This window comes from Mesorhizobium sp. WSM4310, assembly GCF_007003935.1.
Lineage (GTDB): Bacteria > Pseudomonadota > Alphaproteobacteria > Rhizobiales > Rhizobiaceae > Mesorhizobium.
In genome coordinates, this window is the sequence record NZ_VFTA01000001.1 from 406,793 (window position 1) to 421,599 (window position 14,807).

Genomic DNA, 14,807 nt, shown 5'->3' on the forward strand with positions numbered 1-14,807 from the left:
CATTTGCGAATGCGCCGGCTGATTTTGCTGACCGTCGCAACGTTACCGGATTCCACCTCACGGTCAATCCAAGCTCTTGCTAAAGCGCCTTGACTCTGGCGCCTTTGGATGCAATCGTAACGTTACGATTAAAAGAAAACAGCTCTTTTGAGCGACATTTCGATGAATCCTAGGAGGAGAACCTATGTCCTGGCTACGCATTTCCTTGGCCGCAATCGCAGTCACCGCTGCCTTGCCCGTCTGTGCTCAGACGGTAACCATCACGACCGCGGGCGGCGATTATGGCAACGCCGTGAAAACGGCTATGTGGGGCCCCGCTGCAAAGGAGCTTGGCTACGACGTCCGCGAGGAGACGCAGAGCGACGGCCTGGCTGCCCTGAAGATGCAGGTCACCTCGGGTGCGGTCTCGACAGACATCATTCACCTGGGCTCACCGGAAGGCGCGCAGGCAGCGGCACAGTCTCTGCTGGAGCCGCTCGACTACAAGATCATCGATCCAAAGTCCGTGCCGGACGGCGCAAAGTCCGACTACTGCTATCCGTTCGACTCCTATGGCACCGTCATGTCGTGGAACACCAAGACCTATGGCCAGAACCCGCCGAAGACCTGGGCTGAGTTCTGGGACGTCGCCAAATTCCCGGGCCGTCGCGCCCTGCGCGCCAATGCGCAGGATCTGATAGAGATCGCGCTTCTCTCCGACGGCGTGGCGCCGGCGGACGTCTATCCCACGCTCAGCACGCCAGAGGGCCTGGATCGCGCCATCAAGCGGCTTGAAGCGATCAAGCCGAATGTCTCCGTGTGGTGGACCTCCGGAGCGCAGTCCGCGCAATTGCTGAAAGACGGCGAGGCGGATCTGGTCGTTACCTGGAATGGGCGAGCCCAGACGGTGAAGGCGGATGGCGGCGCGGTCGACTACACGTTCAAAGGTTCCGTCATCGGCACGGACTGCCTTGGGGTGGCGAAGGGAGCGCCGAACAAGGAAGCGGCCATGAAGCTCATCGCGGCGATGACGCAGCCCGCACGGGTGGCGAAGCTGACCGACTTCATCGCCTATGGACCGGTCAATCCTGCAGGGTATGAGGGTGGCCTCATTCCTCAGGACCGCCTGAAGACCCTGGCGACCGCGCCTGAGAACGCGGGCACGTCCGTGTTTTCGAACGCTGACTGGTGGGTCAAGAACGGCGAGGCCGCTCAAAAAGCCTTTGATGAAATGATGAGTCGCTGAGTCTATGGTGCATCAGCCCTAGACGTTCGAGCCCATCATGAAGTCGCTCCCGATCACCATCGACAGCGTGTCCAAGGCCTATGGGTCCTACGTCGCGCTGGATGATGTTTCGCTCGAAATTCAGGCTGGCGAATTCCTCACATTGCTGGGGCCATCCGGGTCGGGCAAGACCACTTTGCTCATGGCTCTGGCCGGGTTTGTCCGGCCCGATTCCGGCAAGCTTCTGTTGGGGGATCGGGACATCACCCGCCTGGCTCCCAACAAGCGCGACATCGGCATAGTCTTTCAGAACTATGCCCTGTTTCCACACATGAACGTCCTGGCGAATGTCGAGTATCCGTTGGCACTGCGCAGGACACCGAAAGCGGAGGCGCGTCGGCGAGCGCTTGACGCCTTGGCCCGCGTCAAGCTGGACGGTCTGGCGGAGCGCGACATTGCCGCATTGTCCGGCGGACAGCGCCAGCGGGTAGCGTTGGCGTTCAGACCGGGTTGCGGTGATGAACTCCGGCCGCATTCAGCAGATCGATACGCCACAGCAGATCTATGATCGTCCATCGACCCGCTTCGTCGCGGAGTTCATGGGCGAGGCCAACATTGTGGCCCCAGGAGCAGCACGCAGAATCGACGGCGCCGATGCGTCACGCGAGACCCTGATGATCCGCGCGGAAAGCTTCCATCTTGATGCGAAAATCGTCGGACGAGACGGTGTGGCGCTTGAGGGAACGCTGCGCTCCAAGGCGTTTCGCGGCGAGAACTGGCTTTTGACGCTGGCGCTTGATGGCGGCCAGGAGATCCTGGTCTGCATACCGTCCGCACTTGCCGGCGGCTGCGCCGAACTCGCCACCGGTCAGCGGGTGACCGCCTATGCGCCAGCAGCGAAAGTTCACGCGATACCGGGAGCGGTAGCGTGACCGTCCTTGCCGATCCTGCGCTGGCGGCAGACGCTCGACGCGAGCGGCGGTTCTTCCTCTCGCTTTCGCTACCGGCGCTTCTCATCGTCGGCCTGGCGGCGATACTGCCCATCCTCTGGATTATCCGGCAATCCTTCCTGACCACAGGGGGCGAATACAGCGTCGGCAATTACGAGAAGGTGCTGTCGAGCGGGTTGACATGGTCGGCACTCGTGACAACCGTTGAGCTGTCCTTTGGCACGCTGGCGTTCTGCATTCTTCTCGGCACCCCCCTGGCGCTCGCTCTGGCCAGCGCCAGGCCAAGGGTGGCCAATTTGCTGATGGCCTTCGTCATGCTGCCGCTGTGGACCTCCATTCTGGTGCGCACCTATGGCTGGCTGGTGCTGTTGCGGCGCGAAGGCCTGATCAACACGGCCTTGACAGGTTCGGGCCTGACAGCGGAGCCATTGCCGCTGGTCTACAATTTCACCGGAACGCTGATCGGCATGGTTCACTACATGCTGCCGCTCTTTCTGCTTCCCGTTTATGCCGCGATGCGCGATATCGACGCCAACCTTGTTCGCGCGTCGGCGAGCATGGGAGCCACACTTGCGCAAACGATCCGCACCGTCATCCTGCCTCTTTCGACCGGCGGCATCTTCTCGGGTTCGATGATCGTTTTCATCTACACCATAGGCTTCTTCATCACGCCGGCGGTGCTCGGCGGCGGCAAGGTAAATCCTCTCTCCATCCGCATCGAGCGCACGCTGTCGACCTTTCAGGACTGGGGGTCGGCGAGCGTCCTGGGCATTCTGCTCCTCGTTCTTATGGCGCTGATCGGCGTGATGTTCCTGGTGGCGCGCCGACTGATGGCGCGCAACAAATTCGGTACGGCCCATGCTTGAAGCCTATCCAGACAACAGGCTGGCCCGCATTCTCCTATGGAGCTTTTGCGCGCTCGTATTGGCGTTCTTGATGCTGCCGACGCTGGTGGTAGTGCCGCTCTCCTTTTCAGCGTCCGATCTCCTCGAATTTCCGCCGCGCGCATACTCGTTGCGCTGGTACGAGAATTTCTTCGGTTCGGCGACATGGATGGCCGGGCTCAGGACGAGCCTGATCCTTGGGACGTTGACGGCGATGGTCGCGGTGCCCCTGGCGCTGCTGGCCTGCATCTCGATCAACCGGCTCGGAGGAAGGACCGCCTTGGCCATTCAGGGCGCTCTGCTCATCCCGTCCATCGTGCCGGGCATCCTGCTCGCGATCGGTCTCTTCTTTGTTCTGGCTGCGCAACATCTGGTCGGAACGCTGTTCGGCGTGCTGGTCGGACATGCGGTGCTGGCCATTCCGGTCGCCTGCATTGTGTTGTTGCCCGCTCTGGCCCGCTTTGACTGGAACCAGGTTCAGGCGGCGCGCAGCCTCGGCGCAAACTGGGCGAGAGCTATTGGCGGGATAATCGTCCCGCAACTCCAGATCAGCCTGTTGTCGGCGACACTGATGGCCTTCCTGACGTCGCTCGACGAGTCCGTCATTTCGATCTTCGTCGCCAGCGGTCAAAACAGCACGCTGCCGAAGCTCATGTTCCTGTCGCTGCGCGACCAGATCGATCCGACCATTGCGGCGATCTCGACCTTGTGGACCGCCATCGTCGTGGTCGCCGTCCTGATCGTGAGCCTTCGCCAAAAATCCTGACAGAGACTGGAAACATGCCTACAGATCGTCAAGCAGCCGGTGCTGCTGCGGATCAATCAACGGACATACCCCAGGTGGGGTTGGCGATCATCACCGGGTCGGCAAACTGGGGGCTTGCCTTCCCTGAAGATGTCCAGGTCGATGGCGTGCGCACCTTGCAGCGCGACATGAGTTTTGAAACGCCTTTCGGCCGCACCGACAACTGGAAGCTGCTCGAGTTCGATGCGTCGATTACAGCCGAAGGTGAAGCAAAACGTGCCTTGTGCATGTATTCGCACGGCAATCCGCGCGACCACATCGACCATTCCTGCCATCGCCGCGCGTTCTGGGTCTTGATGGAAGCGGGTGTAAGGCAAGTCCTGTCCTGTTCGACCATTGGCGCCGTCAACAAGGCGATCCAGCCCGGAGACATGGTGGTGAATGCCGATATCATCGAACTGACGCAGACCCCGTTTTCGCTGCTTCCCGGCCGACAGAGCTTCGACTGTTCGGGCAAGCAGATCGTTTGCCCGAGATGCGCGGCGGTTCTGGTCGAAACCGCCCGCCGTCATTGGCCAGCCGAATGCCGGGTGCATGGCATCGAACAGCAACTGGTTGCTGGCCACTGTTACGGGCCACGACTTACGACCCCTGCCGAAGCATTGGCGTTTCGCGGCATGGGGGCGGACGTGCTCAACCATTCGATAGCGCCTGAGGCAACCTTGTCGCGCGAGATTGGTGCGTGTTTCGTGCCTCTTGCATTCGTGACGGCAGGTTTCAACGACTATATGGACCGCAATCGCCAGAAATTGCTGCAGGAGGACGTGTTGCCGAGCCTGTCCATGACGGCCTCGCGGGTCGCGCTGGAGACCGCGGCACGACTTCCGGTCAATCCGGAATGCTCTTGCCAAGGTTTGAAGTCGCCTCAGCCAGAAGAACGGTCCAGCCGGTTCTGAGGCAGGGCAATCGCAAGGTCGTGGAGAGGTCTTGGATTAGCCAGCCGGCATGAAAATGCCGTCAATGGCAGGAGCGGCCTCCGTCGACACCATGCCGCGCGCCACCAGGTCCTCGAGATGGGCAAGCACCGACAGTCCTGCGGCGCCATGCAACCGGGGATCTGTATCCCTGTAGATCGCCTTGACCATGTCGGGAACCGTCCGGTCCCCGGCTCTGACCCGCTCCAATATGGCCCGCTCGCGCATTTTGCGATGCGTCTTCAATCCCCGCATGAAAGCGCGCGGCTTGGCGACCGGCCCGCCGTGCCCAGGCAGCAGCAGGCGGTCGTCGCGCTCGATCAGGCGGTCCAGCGATGCCATGTAGTCGGCCATGGCCCCGTCCGGCGGCGCGACAATCGATGTCGCCCACGCCATGACATGATCGGCCGAAAACAGGATGCCGGTTTCTTCCAGCGCGAACACCGCGTGATTGGCGGTGTGGCCGGGGGTCAGAACCGTACGGATCGCCCACCCGTCGCCGGCCACCAACGCGCCGTCCGGCAGTGCGATGTCGGGAATGAAAGCGGTGTCGGCGCTGGCGTCTAGCGCATTGGTCTCGCCGATATGCAGTGGCCTCGCCGGCCGGTGCGGCCCTTCCGCCATCACCAAGGCGCCGGTGCGCTCCTTCAGTCGGGCCGCCAGCGGGGAATGGTCGCGATGCGTGTGGCTGACGAAGATATGGCTGACCGGCCTGCCGGCGATCACGCCGAGCAAGGTCTGAAGATGCGCCTCGTCATCTGGCCCGGGATCGATTACCGCCAGCGTGTCGCGCCCGACGACATAGCTGTTGGTGCCATGAAAGGTGAAGGGGCTGGGGTTCCGGACCGTGACGCGCTGCACGTCCGGGCCGACGTTCACGCCCTGGCCGTAGTGCGGATCGAAGCTGGTATCGAATTTGAGAGCCATGTCGGCACATTGTTCCCGGAACGGCAAAACCGATTGCCGCATAGCACGCAAGCCAATATAGGAAAACGCAGGATCGCGATTATCGGATCGCGCTGGACCGGATTGGGGAAGACCATGGCAACTGCAACCACGATGCGCCCGCTTGTTTCTCTGGCTTTGCCGCAGGAAGGCGCAGCGCGGCTGGCAACACAGCTTTTCCTGGCGATCGCCGGAACGCTACTGCTGACCCTGTCGGCCAAGACCAAGGTTGTGCTGGGGCCGGTCGACATCTCGATGCAGACGCTGGCCGTCTTGCTGATCGCCGCCACCTTCGGCCTGCGCCTCGGCGTCGCCACGCTGCTGCTCTATATGGCGGAGGGCGCGATGGGCTTCCCGGTCTTCCAGGGCACACCGGAGAAGGGCATTGGCCTTGCCTACATGGTTGGTCCGACGGGTGGCTATCTCGCGGGCTTTGTCGTCATGGCGGCGATTGTCGGCTGGGCCGCGGATCGCGGCTGGGATCGCCACCCGATCAAGCTTTTCAACGCTATGCTGGTCGCCGAAGTGGTGATGATGGCGATGGGCTTTGCCTGGCTGGCGCTGCTGATCGGCCCGGAAAAATCCTGGCAGTTCGGCGTCGTGCCGTTCATCGTTGGTGATCTGATCAAGGTTGCGCTGGCGGCAAGCCTTGTGCCGGCCGTCTGGTCGCTGCTGAAGCGCTCCTGAGGCCTGTAGGAAGATTGGCGTGCCATAGACGTCAGGGATCCATTCCCGAGGATGGGCGCTTCCGATGAAGGTTCTGGTCACCGGCGCCGCCGGCTTCATAGGCTATCATGTCGCCAGGCGGCTCCTGGAGCGTGGCGACGAGGTTGTCGGCATCGACAGCGTCAACGACTATTATGATCCGCGGATCAAGCAGGCGCGGCTGCGGCTGCTGGCCGAAGCCAGCCAAGGCACCAATGCCGGCTATCATTTCATCCATGGCAATCTTGCCGACAGAGAAATCGTGGACGGCTGCTTTGCCGATCATGGCTTCGACCGGGTGATCCATCTCGCCGCCCAGGCGGGAGTGCGATACAGCCTGGAAAACCCGCGCGCCTATGTCGAAAGCAACATCGTTGCTTTCACCAACATGCTGGAGGCCTGCCGCAATGCCGGCATTGCGCACCTGACCTATGCCAGCACCTCGAGCGTTTACGGCGCCAACACCGACATGCCGTTTTCCGAGCACCGCCCGGCCGATCATCCGCTGCAGTTCTACGCCGCGACCAAGCGCGCCAACGAGCTGATGGCGCACAGTTACAGCCATCTGTTCGGGTTGCCGACGACCGGGCTGCGGTTCTTCACCGTGTACGGGCCTTGGGGGCGCCCCGACATGGCGCTGTTCCTGTTCACCAGGAGCATCCTGGCCGGCGAGCCGATCAAGCTGTTCAACAATGGCAACCACACGCGCGACTTCACCTATATCGACGACATCGCCGAAGGCGTGGTCCGGACCAGCGACAGCCCTGCAGCCAGCAATCCCGCCTGGGATTCCGGCCATCCGGATCCGGCAACGAGCACCGCGCCCTGGCGTATCTTCAACATCGGCAACAACAATCCGGTGAGGCTGACCGCCTATGTCGAGGCGCTGGAAAGCGCGCTTGGCCGCAAGGCCGTCATCGAGCTCTTGCCGCTGCAGGCCGGCGACGTACCGGACACCTTCGCCGACACTTCCGCGCTGCAGGAGGCTGTTGGCTACCGCCCCGGCACGTCCGTATCAGACGGGGTAGGGCGGTTCGTCGAGTGGTACCAGGCGTATTTTGGGTAAGGGTGGCTGAGGTCATGTCCTTGCGTGCGGAACAGGCCTCTGCTGTGTCGCGTGCCGCATTGACAAGCCATTGAATGAAACCTAAGCACGGTCGATCAGGGCTGGGGGGCTTCGGCATGTCAAGGAGAGCTTCTTGAAAGGAATTATCCTTGCTGGAGGCAGTGGAACGCGTCTTTATCCACTGACATTAGCAGTCTCTAAGCAAATCCTTCCGATATACGACAAGCCGATGATTTATTATCCGCTGAGCGTACTGATGCTCGCGGGAATCCGTGAGATTCTGATTGTTTCGACACCGCGCGATCTGCCGGCTTTTCGTGATTTACTCGGCGACGGATCGGAGTTCGGGCTGGCGTTCTCCTACGCCGAGCAGCCGCAGCCCAATGGTCTTGCGGAAGCTTTCATTATCGGCCGGGATTTCATCGGCAAAGACAGCGTCGCGATGATTCTTGGCGACAACATCTATTTCGGTGACGGCCTGTCGCAGCTTTGCCGCGCCGCCGCTGCGCGCGAGGCGGGTGCTTCGGTGTTCGCCTACCATGTAGAGGATCCCGAGCGCTATGGTGTCGTGTCCTTCGATAAGGCGACCGGAACCGCGCTGACGATTGAGGAAAAGCCGCAGAAGCCGAAGTCGAACTGGGCTGTCACCGGTCTCTATTTCTACGACAATGACGTGGTCGACATCGCCCCGACGATCCGCCCGTCGGCGCGTGGCGAGCTCGAGATCACGGCGGTCAACAATGTCTATCTCGAGCGCGGCAAGCTGCATGTGCACCGTTTGGGGCGTGGCTATGCCTGGCTCGACACCGGCACGCATGACAGTTTGCACGAAGCCTCTTCTTTCGTGCGCACGATCGAACATCGGCAGGGCATCAAGGTTGCTTGCCCTGAGGAGATCGCCTTCGAGCAGGGCTGGCTGACGGCAGAGCAAGTGCTGCAACGCGCAACCCGGTTGGGCAAAAATGAATATGCCGCCTATCTGCGGCGGCGCGTCGCCGATCTGTTGGAGGGCTAAGCTTTGGAGATCAGGTCCCTCGGCATCGATGGCGTGCTGGAAATCGTCCCCAAGCGACATGGCGATGCACGCGGCTTCTTCATGGAAACCTACAATGCCGAGCGGTTTTCGCAGGCAGGCATCGACTTGGTTTTCGTGCAGGACAACCACTCCTATTCCGCGACGGCAGGCGTGTTGCGAGGGCTTCACTACCAGCTCGAGCCGCGGGCCCAGGACAAGCTGCTGCGCGTCATCAGGGGCGCGCTGCTGGACGTCGCGGTCGACATTCGCCGCAGCTCGCCGACTTTCGGAAAATGGGTTGCGCTCGAAATTACCGCCGAAAAGGGCAATCAGATCCTGGTGCCCAAGGGTTTCGCCCATGGCTTTGTGACGCTCGTGCCCGACACCGAGGTTCTCTATAAGGTTACCGACACCTATTCGCCCGAGCACGATCGGTCTGTCCGCTTCGACGATGCCGTCATCGGCATCGAATGGCCTTCGATGGCTGGCGGATACCAGCTTTCGGACAAGGACCTCAAGGCGCCGGTGCTCGCCGAGGCCGAAGTGTTTGCCTGATGGGCATGAAGGATGGCGGCATGAATTTTCTGGTGACAGGCGGGGCTGGCTTCATCGGTTCGGCGGTGTGTCGGCATCTGTGCGCCAATCCGGCCTACAGGGTGACCAATCTCGACAAGCTCACCTATGCCGGCAACCTGGCCTCGCTGCGGCAAATCGAGAACGCGCACAATTATCGCTTCGCACAGGCCGATATATGCGACGAGAAAGCGGTGCTCGACATAATGCGCCGTGACGATATCGACATCGTCATGAACCTTGCCGCCGAGAGCCATGTCGACCGCTCGATCGATGGGCCTGGCGCCTTCATCGAGACCAACATCGTCGGCACCTACCGCATCCTCAATGCGGCGCTCGAATACTGGCGCGGCCTTGCCGACGACAGGAAAGGCCGGTTCCGCTTCCATCACGTGTCGACCGATGAAGTGTTCGGCGACCTGCCTTTCGATGGCGGCATGTTCGTCGAGGAGACGCCCTACGCGCCGTCCTCGCCCTATTCGGCTTCGAAGGCGGCCTCGGACCATCTGGTCCGCGCCTGGCACGAGACCTACGGCCTGCCGGTCGTGCTCTCCAACTGTTCGAACAATTACGGCCCCTATCATTTTCCCGAAAAACTGATCCCGCTCGTCATCCTCAACGCGCTCGACGAAAAGCCGCTGCCGGTCTATGGCGCCGGCGCCAATGTGCGCGACTGGCTGTTCGTCGAGGACCATGCGCGCGCGCTGGAGCTGGTTGCAACCAAAGGCACGCCGGGCGAGAGCTACAATGTCGGCGGCAATTCGGAGCGGACAAACCTCAGCGTCGTCGAGACGATCTGCGACCTGCTCGACAGCAGGCGCCCCCGGGCCGGAGGCAAGAGCTACCGCGACCTGATTTCCTTCGTCACCGACCGCCCCGGCCATGACCGCCGCTATGCCATCGACGCATCGAAGATAAGCCGGGACCTCGGCTGGGCGCCCAACGAGAATTTCGACAGCGGCCTGGCCAGAACCGTGGACTGGTACCTCGACAACAAATGGTGGTGGGGGCCGATCCGCGAGCAGAACTATGCCGGCGAAAGACTGGGCGAAGCCCGCAAGGGGGCCGCGTGAGGCTCGTCGTCACCGGACGCGAAGGCCAGGTTGTTTCGAGCCTTCTGGAGGCCGGCCAGCTTGCCGGCGTGGACGTCATCGCCATTGGCCGTCCGCAGCTCGACCTGGCAAACCCCGACACCGTGATCGAAGCCATTGCTGCGGCCAAGCCTGACATCGTCGTGTCGGCTGCCGCCTACACGGCCGTGGATCAGGCCGAGGATGAGCCCGATCTGGCATTCAGGGTGAATGCCGTCGGCGCCGGCAAGGTGGCGGAGGCCGCGGGCCGGCTTGGCGTTCCCGTAATCCACCTTTCGACCGACTATGTCTTCGACGGCAGCGCTTCCGGTGACTATGTCGAAACCGATGCAACCGCGCCGGGCAGCGTATACGGCGCCTCCAAGCTCGCCGGTGAACAGGCGGTGGCATCAGCCAATCCGCGCCACCTGATCCTCCGCACCGCCTGGGTCTACAGTCCGTTCGGCAAGAATTTCGTCAAAACCATGCTTCGGCTTGCGGCCGACCGCGACGAGATTGCAGTGGTGGCCGATCAATGGGGAAACCCCACCTCAGCGCTGGATATCGCCGACGCTGTCCTGCATGCCGCGGCACAGCTGCATGGCAACAAGAGCTTTGCCGCTTTCGGTGTCTATCATCTGGCCGGCACCGGCGAGGCCAACTGGAGCGGCTTTGCCCGCCATATCCTGGACACAAGCCTGGCGTTTGGTGGTCCCTGGGCGCGGGTGAGGGACATTGCTACGATGGACTATCCGACCAAGGCACGCCGTCCGGCCAATTCCCGGCTATCGAGCGCGAAATTCGCCTCCGCCTTCGGCTGGAACGCGCCGGACTGGCGGCAATCGACGGAAGCGGTGGTGCGATCTCTTACTCGGCACCCTTGATGACGTCCTTGGCTTTCGTGAACCCCGCGTTTGCCTGGACCTGAGGGACGGCGATGGTTCCTTTTACTTCGACGGCGTTCCGATCCCCTGATCTGGAAGCTCCGTCCGCATGGATCGAACATGTTCCTTTCATGTTCTGGCTGATCGATTCGCTGCGGCCGCACCGGTTTGTCGAGCTTGGCACGCACACTGGAGTTTCCTATTGTGCCGCCTGCCAAGCCATTGAACTGCTGGGTCTCTCCTGCAGTTGCTACGCGATCGACACTTGGAAGGGTGATGAGCACGCGGGTTTTTACGATGAGGGCGTCTATGCCGGCCTTGCCACCTATCACGATGCAAAGTATTCGGCCTTTTCGCGTCTAGTACGGTCGACTTTCGACGAGGCAGTTGGCCATTTCGAGGATGAGAGCATCGACCTGCTGCATATTGACGGTATGCACACCTATGATGCCGTTCGCCATGACTTCGAGACGTGGCGACCGAAGTTGACGAAGAATGCAATTGTACTCTTTCACGACACGAATGTACGTGAGCGCGATTTCGGAGTCTTTCGCCTTTGGAGCGAGGTCTCGGCCGGCCGGCCGCATTTCGAGTTCCTTCATGGGCATGGCCTGGGCGTTCTAGCGATGGGCAACAGCTACCCGAAAGCGGTCGAGGCGCTTTTCACCAGCGGCGAACAAGATCATGGCCAGGAAGCTGTACGAACCATTTTCGCCCATCTTGGACAAGCAGTCGCCCAGCGTGGGAATACAGCCAATGCGATAAGGCAGGCGGAAGCGCGGTTTGCGCTGAGCCTTGAGGACTGGCGGCGACAGGTCGAGCAGCGCAACAGCGAGATCGAGGCACTGACAGCTAAGGGCGAACAGGCGGAAGCGCGGTTTGCACAGAGCCTTGAAGAACAGCGGCAACAGCACGAAAGCGAGATTGCAGCGCTTGAGAGCGAGCGTGCCGAGAAAGCAGAAGAATTCCGGGGGTTGCAGGGAGAAATATCGGCTGCCAACGCAACCGCGAGCGCACTGCGGACCGAGCGCGACAAAGAGATCGCACGAGCGCGAGCGCAGACGGCCGCGCTCCAGGCAAAAATAGAGCAAGGTCAGCGCGCTGTTCAAGAGTTCAAGGACTCAACAAGCTGGCGGATAACCAGTCCCCTGCGAGCGCTGTTGAATGGCAGGCGGTTACTGAAAAGGGTCGCCGCAAGGTTTCAACGGGTCGTCGCCGCAAAGTTTCGTTGAGAGCGAAATTGAATTGGGCATGGGCAGCCCTGCTCTTGTCCTCTCCATCAGATATCCGCTTCCCTGAGCGAATTCGCCTGAACGCCATGAACTCGGCGCCGCCCGGAGCCTCCTCGCGCCGTTGTTGGCAGCCACAAAAACAGCTTATTTTGCCGAAGCAGGTAGCGCGCGGAAGCAAAGTTCTTTAGGTCCATATGGAACACGGCAGCCGATCAGCCTTGCGGAAAGAAGAGGGTGGATTGTCAAAGCTTATTATTCAAATCCCATGCCTGAATGAGGAGGGGACGCTCGCCGTTACGCTGGCCGATCTGCCGCGTCAGGTCGCGGGTTTCAGCACGGTGGAATGGCTCGTAGTCGATGATGGCTCCACCGACCGAACAGTCGAGGTTGCCCGGGAAAACGGCGTCGATCACGTGGTCTCGCTGCCCCACAATCAGGGGCTTGCCAAAGCGTTCATGACCGGCATCGAAACCGCGCTGAAACTGGGCGCGGACGTCGTCGTCAACACCGATGCGGACAACCAGTACGATGCCTCCTGCATTCCCGATCTCGTCCGGCCCATACTGGAGAAAAAGGCTCAGATCGTCATCGGCGCAAGGCCGATCAGCGAGATAGAGCATTTTTCACCGGTCAAGAAATTTCTGCAGAAGCTTGGCAGCTTCGTCGTCAAGCTTGCCAGTGGCACGACGGTCCCTGACGCCCCGAGCGGTTTCCGGGCCATTCATCGCGACGCGGCGATACAGCTCAATGTCTTCAATCGCTATACCTATACGCTGGAAACGATCATCCAGGCGGGACGCAGGAACATCCCGATCACCTCGGTGCCGATCCGTGTCAACGGCGATCTTCGACCCTCGCGGCTGGTCAAGAGCATACCAAGCTATGTTCGGCGCTCGTTGATAACGGTCGTGAGGATTTTTGTCGTCTATAGCCCGCTGCGCTTCTTCTCGACATGTGCGGCAATCGTCGCCGCGCCGGGGTTGGTCGGGGTTGTCCGGTTCCTTGTCCACTATTTGTTGGGCGAAGGCAGTGGCAACATCCAGTCACTCGTTCTGTCCAGCGCCTTGCTCGCGCTTGCCGGCATTCTTGCGATGAGCGGCATCATTTCCGAGCTCATAGCGGTCAACAGGCAATTGCTTGAAGAAATAAGGATCAGGCAATTGCAGCAAGAGTATGGTGCAAGGGCCAGGATCCGGTCGTTTGCGATGGAGAGCAAAGAGTCAAAAATTGAGAAAATAGTGTAGGCGGCGGCAGTCATGTCAACCTGCGGCGCCCGCATCGACAATCTGCCAATAGATATTTTGGTGAATCCGGTCTCGCATATCCAGATGAACGGCGAGTTATTTTTATCCGCCATTGTTCTCTTTGGCGTTGCCGCCGAGTGTGCAGGTGGGAAGGTGGCAAGATTGCATTTCAAAGAACACCAAGATTGAGCATGGGGCGAACGCTGAAGGTTCTTTTGTGGGGCACCTATGATACCGGCAAGCCCAGAATCCGGATTTTGCGGAAAGGTCTTCGAGAGGCGGGAGTCAACGTCGACGAACTGCATTTCCACGTTTGGCGCGGCATCGAGGACAAGAGCCAAGTTTCCTCGGTGTGGTCTGCTTTTCGTCTGATAGGCACAGCTGCGATTTGGTACCCCATACTTCTGTTTCGGTACGTCTTCTCCGCTCGTCATGACTTTGTTGTCTGCGGCTACTTTGCTTATCTCGATTCCTTGCTTATCTGGCCGCTGGCGAAGCTGAGGCGTGAAAAGGTAGTCGTGGATGCGTTCCTTCCGATCTTCAACACGGTTGTTGAAGATCGGAAGTTGTTTAAGGTTGGCTCCCTCCCGTCGCGCCTCATTCATTGGTTGGAGAGAATATCGCTTAGATCGGCAGACGTTGTGCTGGTCGATACGGATGCACATGGCAGATACTACGCCGACACGTTTTTGGTTGATCCGAGGAAAATAGTTAGGGCCTTTGTTGGAGTGGAGAGCGAGAATTTTAGCCCAAAGGATGCAGTCGACTCCGGACCTATAGCCACCGTTTTGTTTTATGGGCAATTCATTCCACTTCATGGTATTGAAACCATAGTGGAAGCGGCTCGTTTGTTGTCTGATACGGCGATCAATTTTCGAATCGTCGGAACGGGTCAAGAGGCATCGAAAATTCGCGATATGATTGCAGAACGCAATCCTGGAAACCTGGATTGGACCGAGTGGGTCGAGTATGAAAAGCTCCAGATTGAAATCGAGAAAGCGACTGTCTGCCTTGGGATATTCGGGACGTCTGATAAATCGGGCAGGGTAATTCCAAACAAAGTCTTTCAGATAGTCAGTGCGGGCAAACCCCTTATCACTCGTGATTCTCCTGCCATTCGAGAGCTGTTTGGAGACAACCCGCCAAGAGGTGTAACTCTGATCGAGGCGGGCAAGCCGCAAGCGCTCGCGCAAGCCATCGTTCAAGCGATCGGCGCGACCGACACCGGGTATTCGGACAGGATCATTGCCGAAATTGCGCCTTCCAAAATCGGTCAGCGGTTGCGCGACGACCTATTGCAACGGATAGGAGTTTGA

Annotated in this window: 18 protein-coding genes; 16 read left to right on the forward strand and 2 right to left on the reverse strand. The window is 60.2% G+C overall.

The annotated features are described in order from the left end of the window. Positions 1–184 precede the first annotated feature (184 nt). Genes FJV80_RS01945 through FJV80_RS01955 form a run of 4 tightly spaced genes read left to right on the forward strand, consistent with a single transcriptional unit; the run spans position 185 to position 3,020 of the window. A complete protein-coding gene (locus FJV80_RS01945; protein WP_142875416.1) occupies positions 185–1,225 on the forward strand; it encodes an ABC transporter substrate-binding protein in 1,041 nt (346 codons plus the stop codon). A gap of 37 nt (positions 1,226–1,262) precedes the next feature. Beyond that, the gene (locus FJV80_RS34885) at positions 1,263–1,772 is read left to right on the forward strand and encodes an ABC transporter ATP-binding protein (RefSeq protein ID WP_246688877.1); all 510 of its coding nucleotides are present in this window, start codon (positions 1,263–1,265) and stop codon (positions 1,770–1,772) included. After that, positions 1,723–2,136, forward strand: coding sequence for a TOBE domain-containing protein (locus tag FJV80_RS34890; RefSeq protein ID WP_246688878.1), 414 nt, complete (start codon positions 1,723–1,725; stop codon positions 2,134–2,136). The genes FJV80_RS34885 and FJV80_RS34890 overlap by 50 nt, the downstream gene beginning before the upstream one ends. Beyond that, the gene (locus tag FJV80_RS01955) at positions 2,133–3,020 is read left to right on the forward strand and encodes an ABC transporter permease (protein WP_142875417.1); all 888 of its coding nucleotides are present in this window, start codon (positions 2,133–2,135) and stop codon (positions 3,018–3,020) included. The genes FJV80_RS34890 and FJV80_RS01955 overlap by 4 nt, the downstream gene beginning before the upstream one ends. A gap of 3 nt (positions 3,021–3,023) precedes the next feature. On the opposite strand, the gene FJV80_RS34895 is transcribed toward FJV80_RS01955, so the two are convergent. Further along, entirely contained in the window at positions 3,024–3,326 is a 303-nt protein-coding gene (locus FJV80_RS34895; RefSeq protein WP_246688879.1) for a hypothetical protein, read from the reverse strand. On the opposite strand from FJV80_RS34895, the gene FJV80_RS34900 reads away from it, so the two are divergent. Then, on the forward strand, positions 3,319–3,804 hold the full coding sequence (locus tag FJV80_RS34900) for an ABC transporter permease subunit (protein WP_246688880.1): 486 nt from the start codon (positions 3,319–3,321) through the stop codon (positions 3,802–3,804). The two genes, FJV80_RS34895 and FJV80_RS34900, sit on opposite strands and share 8 nt — an antisense overlap. A gap of 74 nt (positions 3,805–3,878) precedes the next feature. After that, positions 3,879–4,739, forward strand: a complete 861-nt coding sequence (locus FJV80_RS01965; protein WP_246688888.1) for a 5'-methylthioadenosine phosphorylase — start codon at positions 3,879–3,881, stop codon at positions 4,737–4,739. A gap of 36 nt (positions 4,740–4,775) precedes the next feature. Here FJV80_RS01965 and FJV80_RS01970 read toward each other — a convergent pair whose 3' ends face one another. Next, positions 4,776–5,684 (reverse strand): MBL fold metallo-hydrolase, encoded by a 909-nt coding sequence (locus tag FJV80_RS01970; RefSeq protein ID WP_142875420.1) that lies wholly within the window; start codon positions 5,682–5,684, stop codon positions 4,776–4,778. Positions 5,685–5,798: 114 nt separating this feature from the next. Between FJV80_RS01970 and FJV80_RS01975 the strand changes: the two genes are divergently transcribed. The 10 genes from FJV80_RS01975 to FJV80_RS02015 all read left to right on the forward strand — a co-directional run bounded on the left by FJV80_RS01975 (position 5,799) and on the right by FJV80_RS02015 (position 14,807). Beyond that, complete coding sequence (locus FJV80_RS01975) at positions 5,799–6,389, forward strand: biotin transporter BioY (protein WP_095786585.1); 591 nt, start codon at positions 5,799–5,801, stop codon at positions 6,387–6,389. 64 nt (positions 6,390–6,453) lie between these two features. Beyond that, on the forward strand, positions 6,454–7,473 hold the full coding sequence (locus FJV80_RS01980) for an NAD-dependent epimerase (RefSeq protein WP_095786584.1): 1,020 nt from the start codon (positions 6,454–6,456) through the stop codon (positions 7,471–7,473). Positions 7,474–7,606: 133 nt separating this feature from the next. Continuing rightward, positions 7,607–8,488, forward strand: coding sequence for a glucose-1-phosphate thymidylyltransferase RfbA (gene rfbA, locus FJV80_RS01985; protein ID WP_095770852.1), 882 nt, complete (start codon positions 7,607–7,609; stop codon positions 8,486–8,488). Between the two features lie 3 nt (positions 8,489–8,491). Then, positions 8,492–9,043 (forward strand): dTDP-4-dehydrorhamnose 3,5-epimerase, encoded by a 552-nt coding sequence (rfbC, locus tag FJV80_RS01990; protein WP_142875421.1) that lies wholly within the window; start codon positions 8,492–8,494, stop codon positions 9,041–9,043. 20 nt (positions 9,044–9,063) lie between these two features. After that, positions 9,064–10,134 (forward strand): dTDP-glucose 4,6-dehydratase, encoded by a 1,071-nt coding sequence (rfbB, locus tag FJV80_RS01995; protein WP_095770953.1) that lies wholly within the window; start codon positions 9,064–9,066, stop codon positions 10,132–10,134. Then, on the forward strand, positions 10,131–11,015 hold the full coding sequence (rfbD, locus tag FJV80_RS02000; protein ID WP_142875422.1) for a dTDP-4-dehydrorhamnose reductase: 885 nt from the start codon (positions 10,131–10,133) through the stop codon (positions 11,013–11,015). The genes rfbB and rfbD overlap by 4 nt, the downstream gene beginning before the upstream one ends. A 131-nt stretch (positions 11,016–11,146) precedes the next feature. Beyond that, entirely contained in the window at positions 11,147–12,247 is a 1,101-nt protein-coding gene (locus tag FJV80_RS02005; RefSeq protein ID WP_245318020.1) for a class I SAM-dependent methyltransferase, read from the forward strand. 239 nt (positions 12,248–12,486) lie between these two features. After that, entirely contained in the window at positions 12,487–13,491 is a 1,005-nt protein-coding gene (locus FJV80_RS02010) for a glycosyltransferase family 2 protein (RefSeq protein WP_348628937.1), read from the forward strand. Positions 13,492–13,503: 12 nt separating this feature from the next. Next, positions 13,504–13,680 (forward strand): hypothetical protein, encoded by a 177-nt coding sequence (locus FJV80_RS34390; RefSeq protein ID WP_179295762.1) that lies wholly within the window; start codon positions 13,504–13,506, stop codon positions 13,678–13,680. A 2-nt stretch (positions 13,681–13,682) separates the two neighbouring features. Next, complete coding sequence (locus FJV80_RS02015; protein ID WP_095791333.1) at positions 13,683–14,807, forward strand: glycosyltransferase; 1,125 nt, start codon at positions 13,683–13,685, stop codon at positions 14,805–14,807.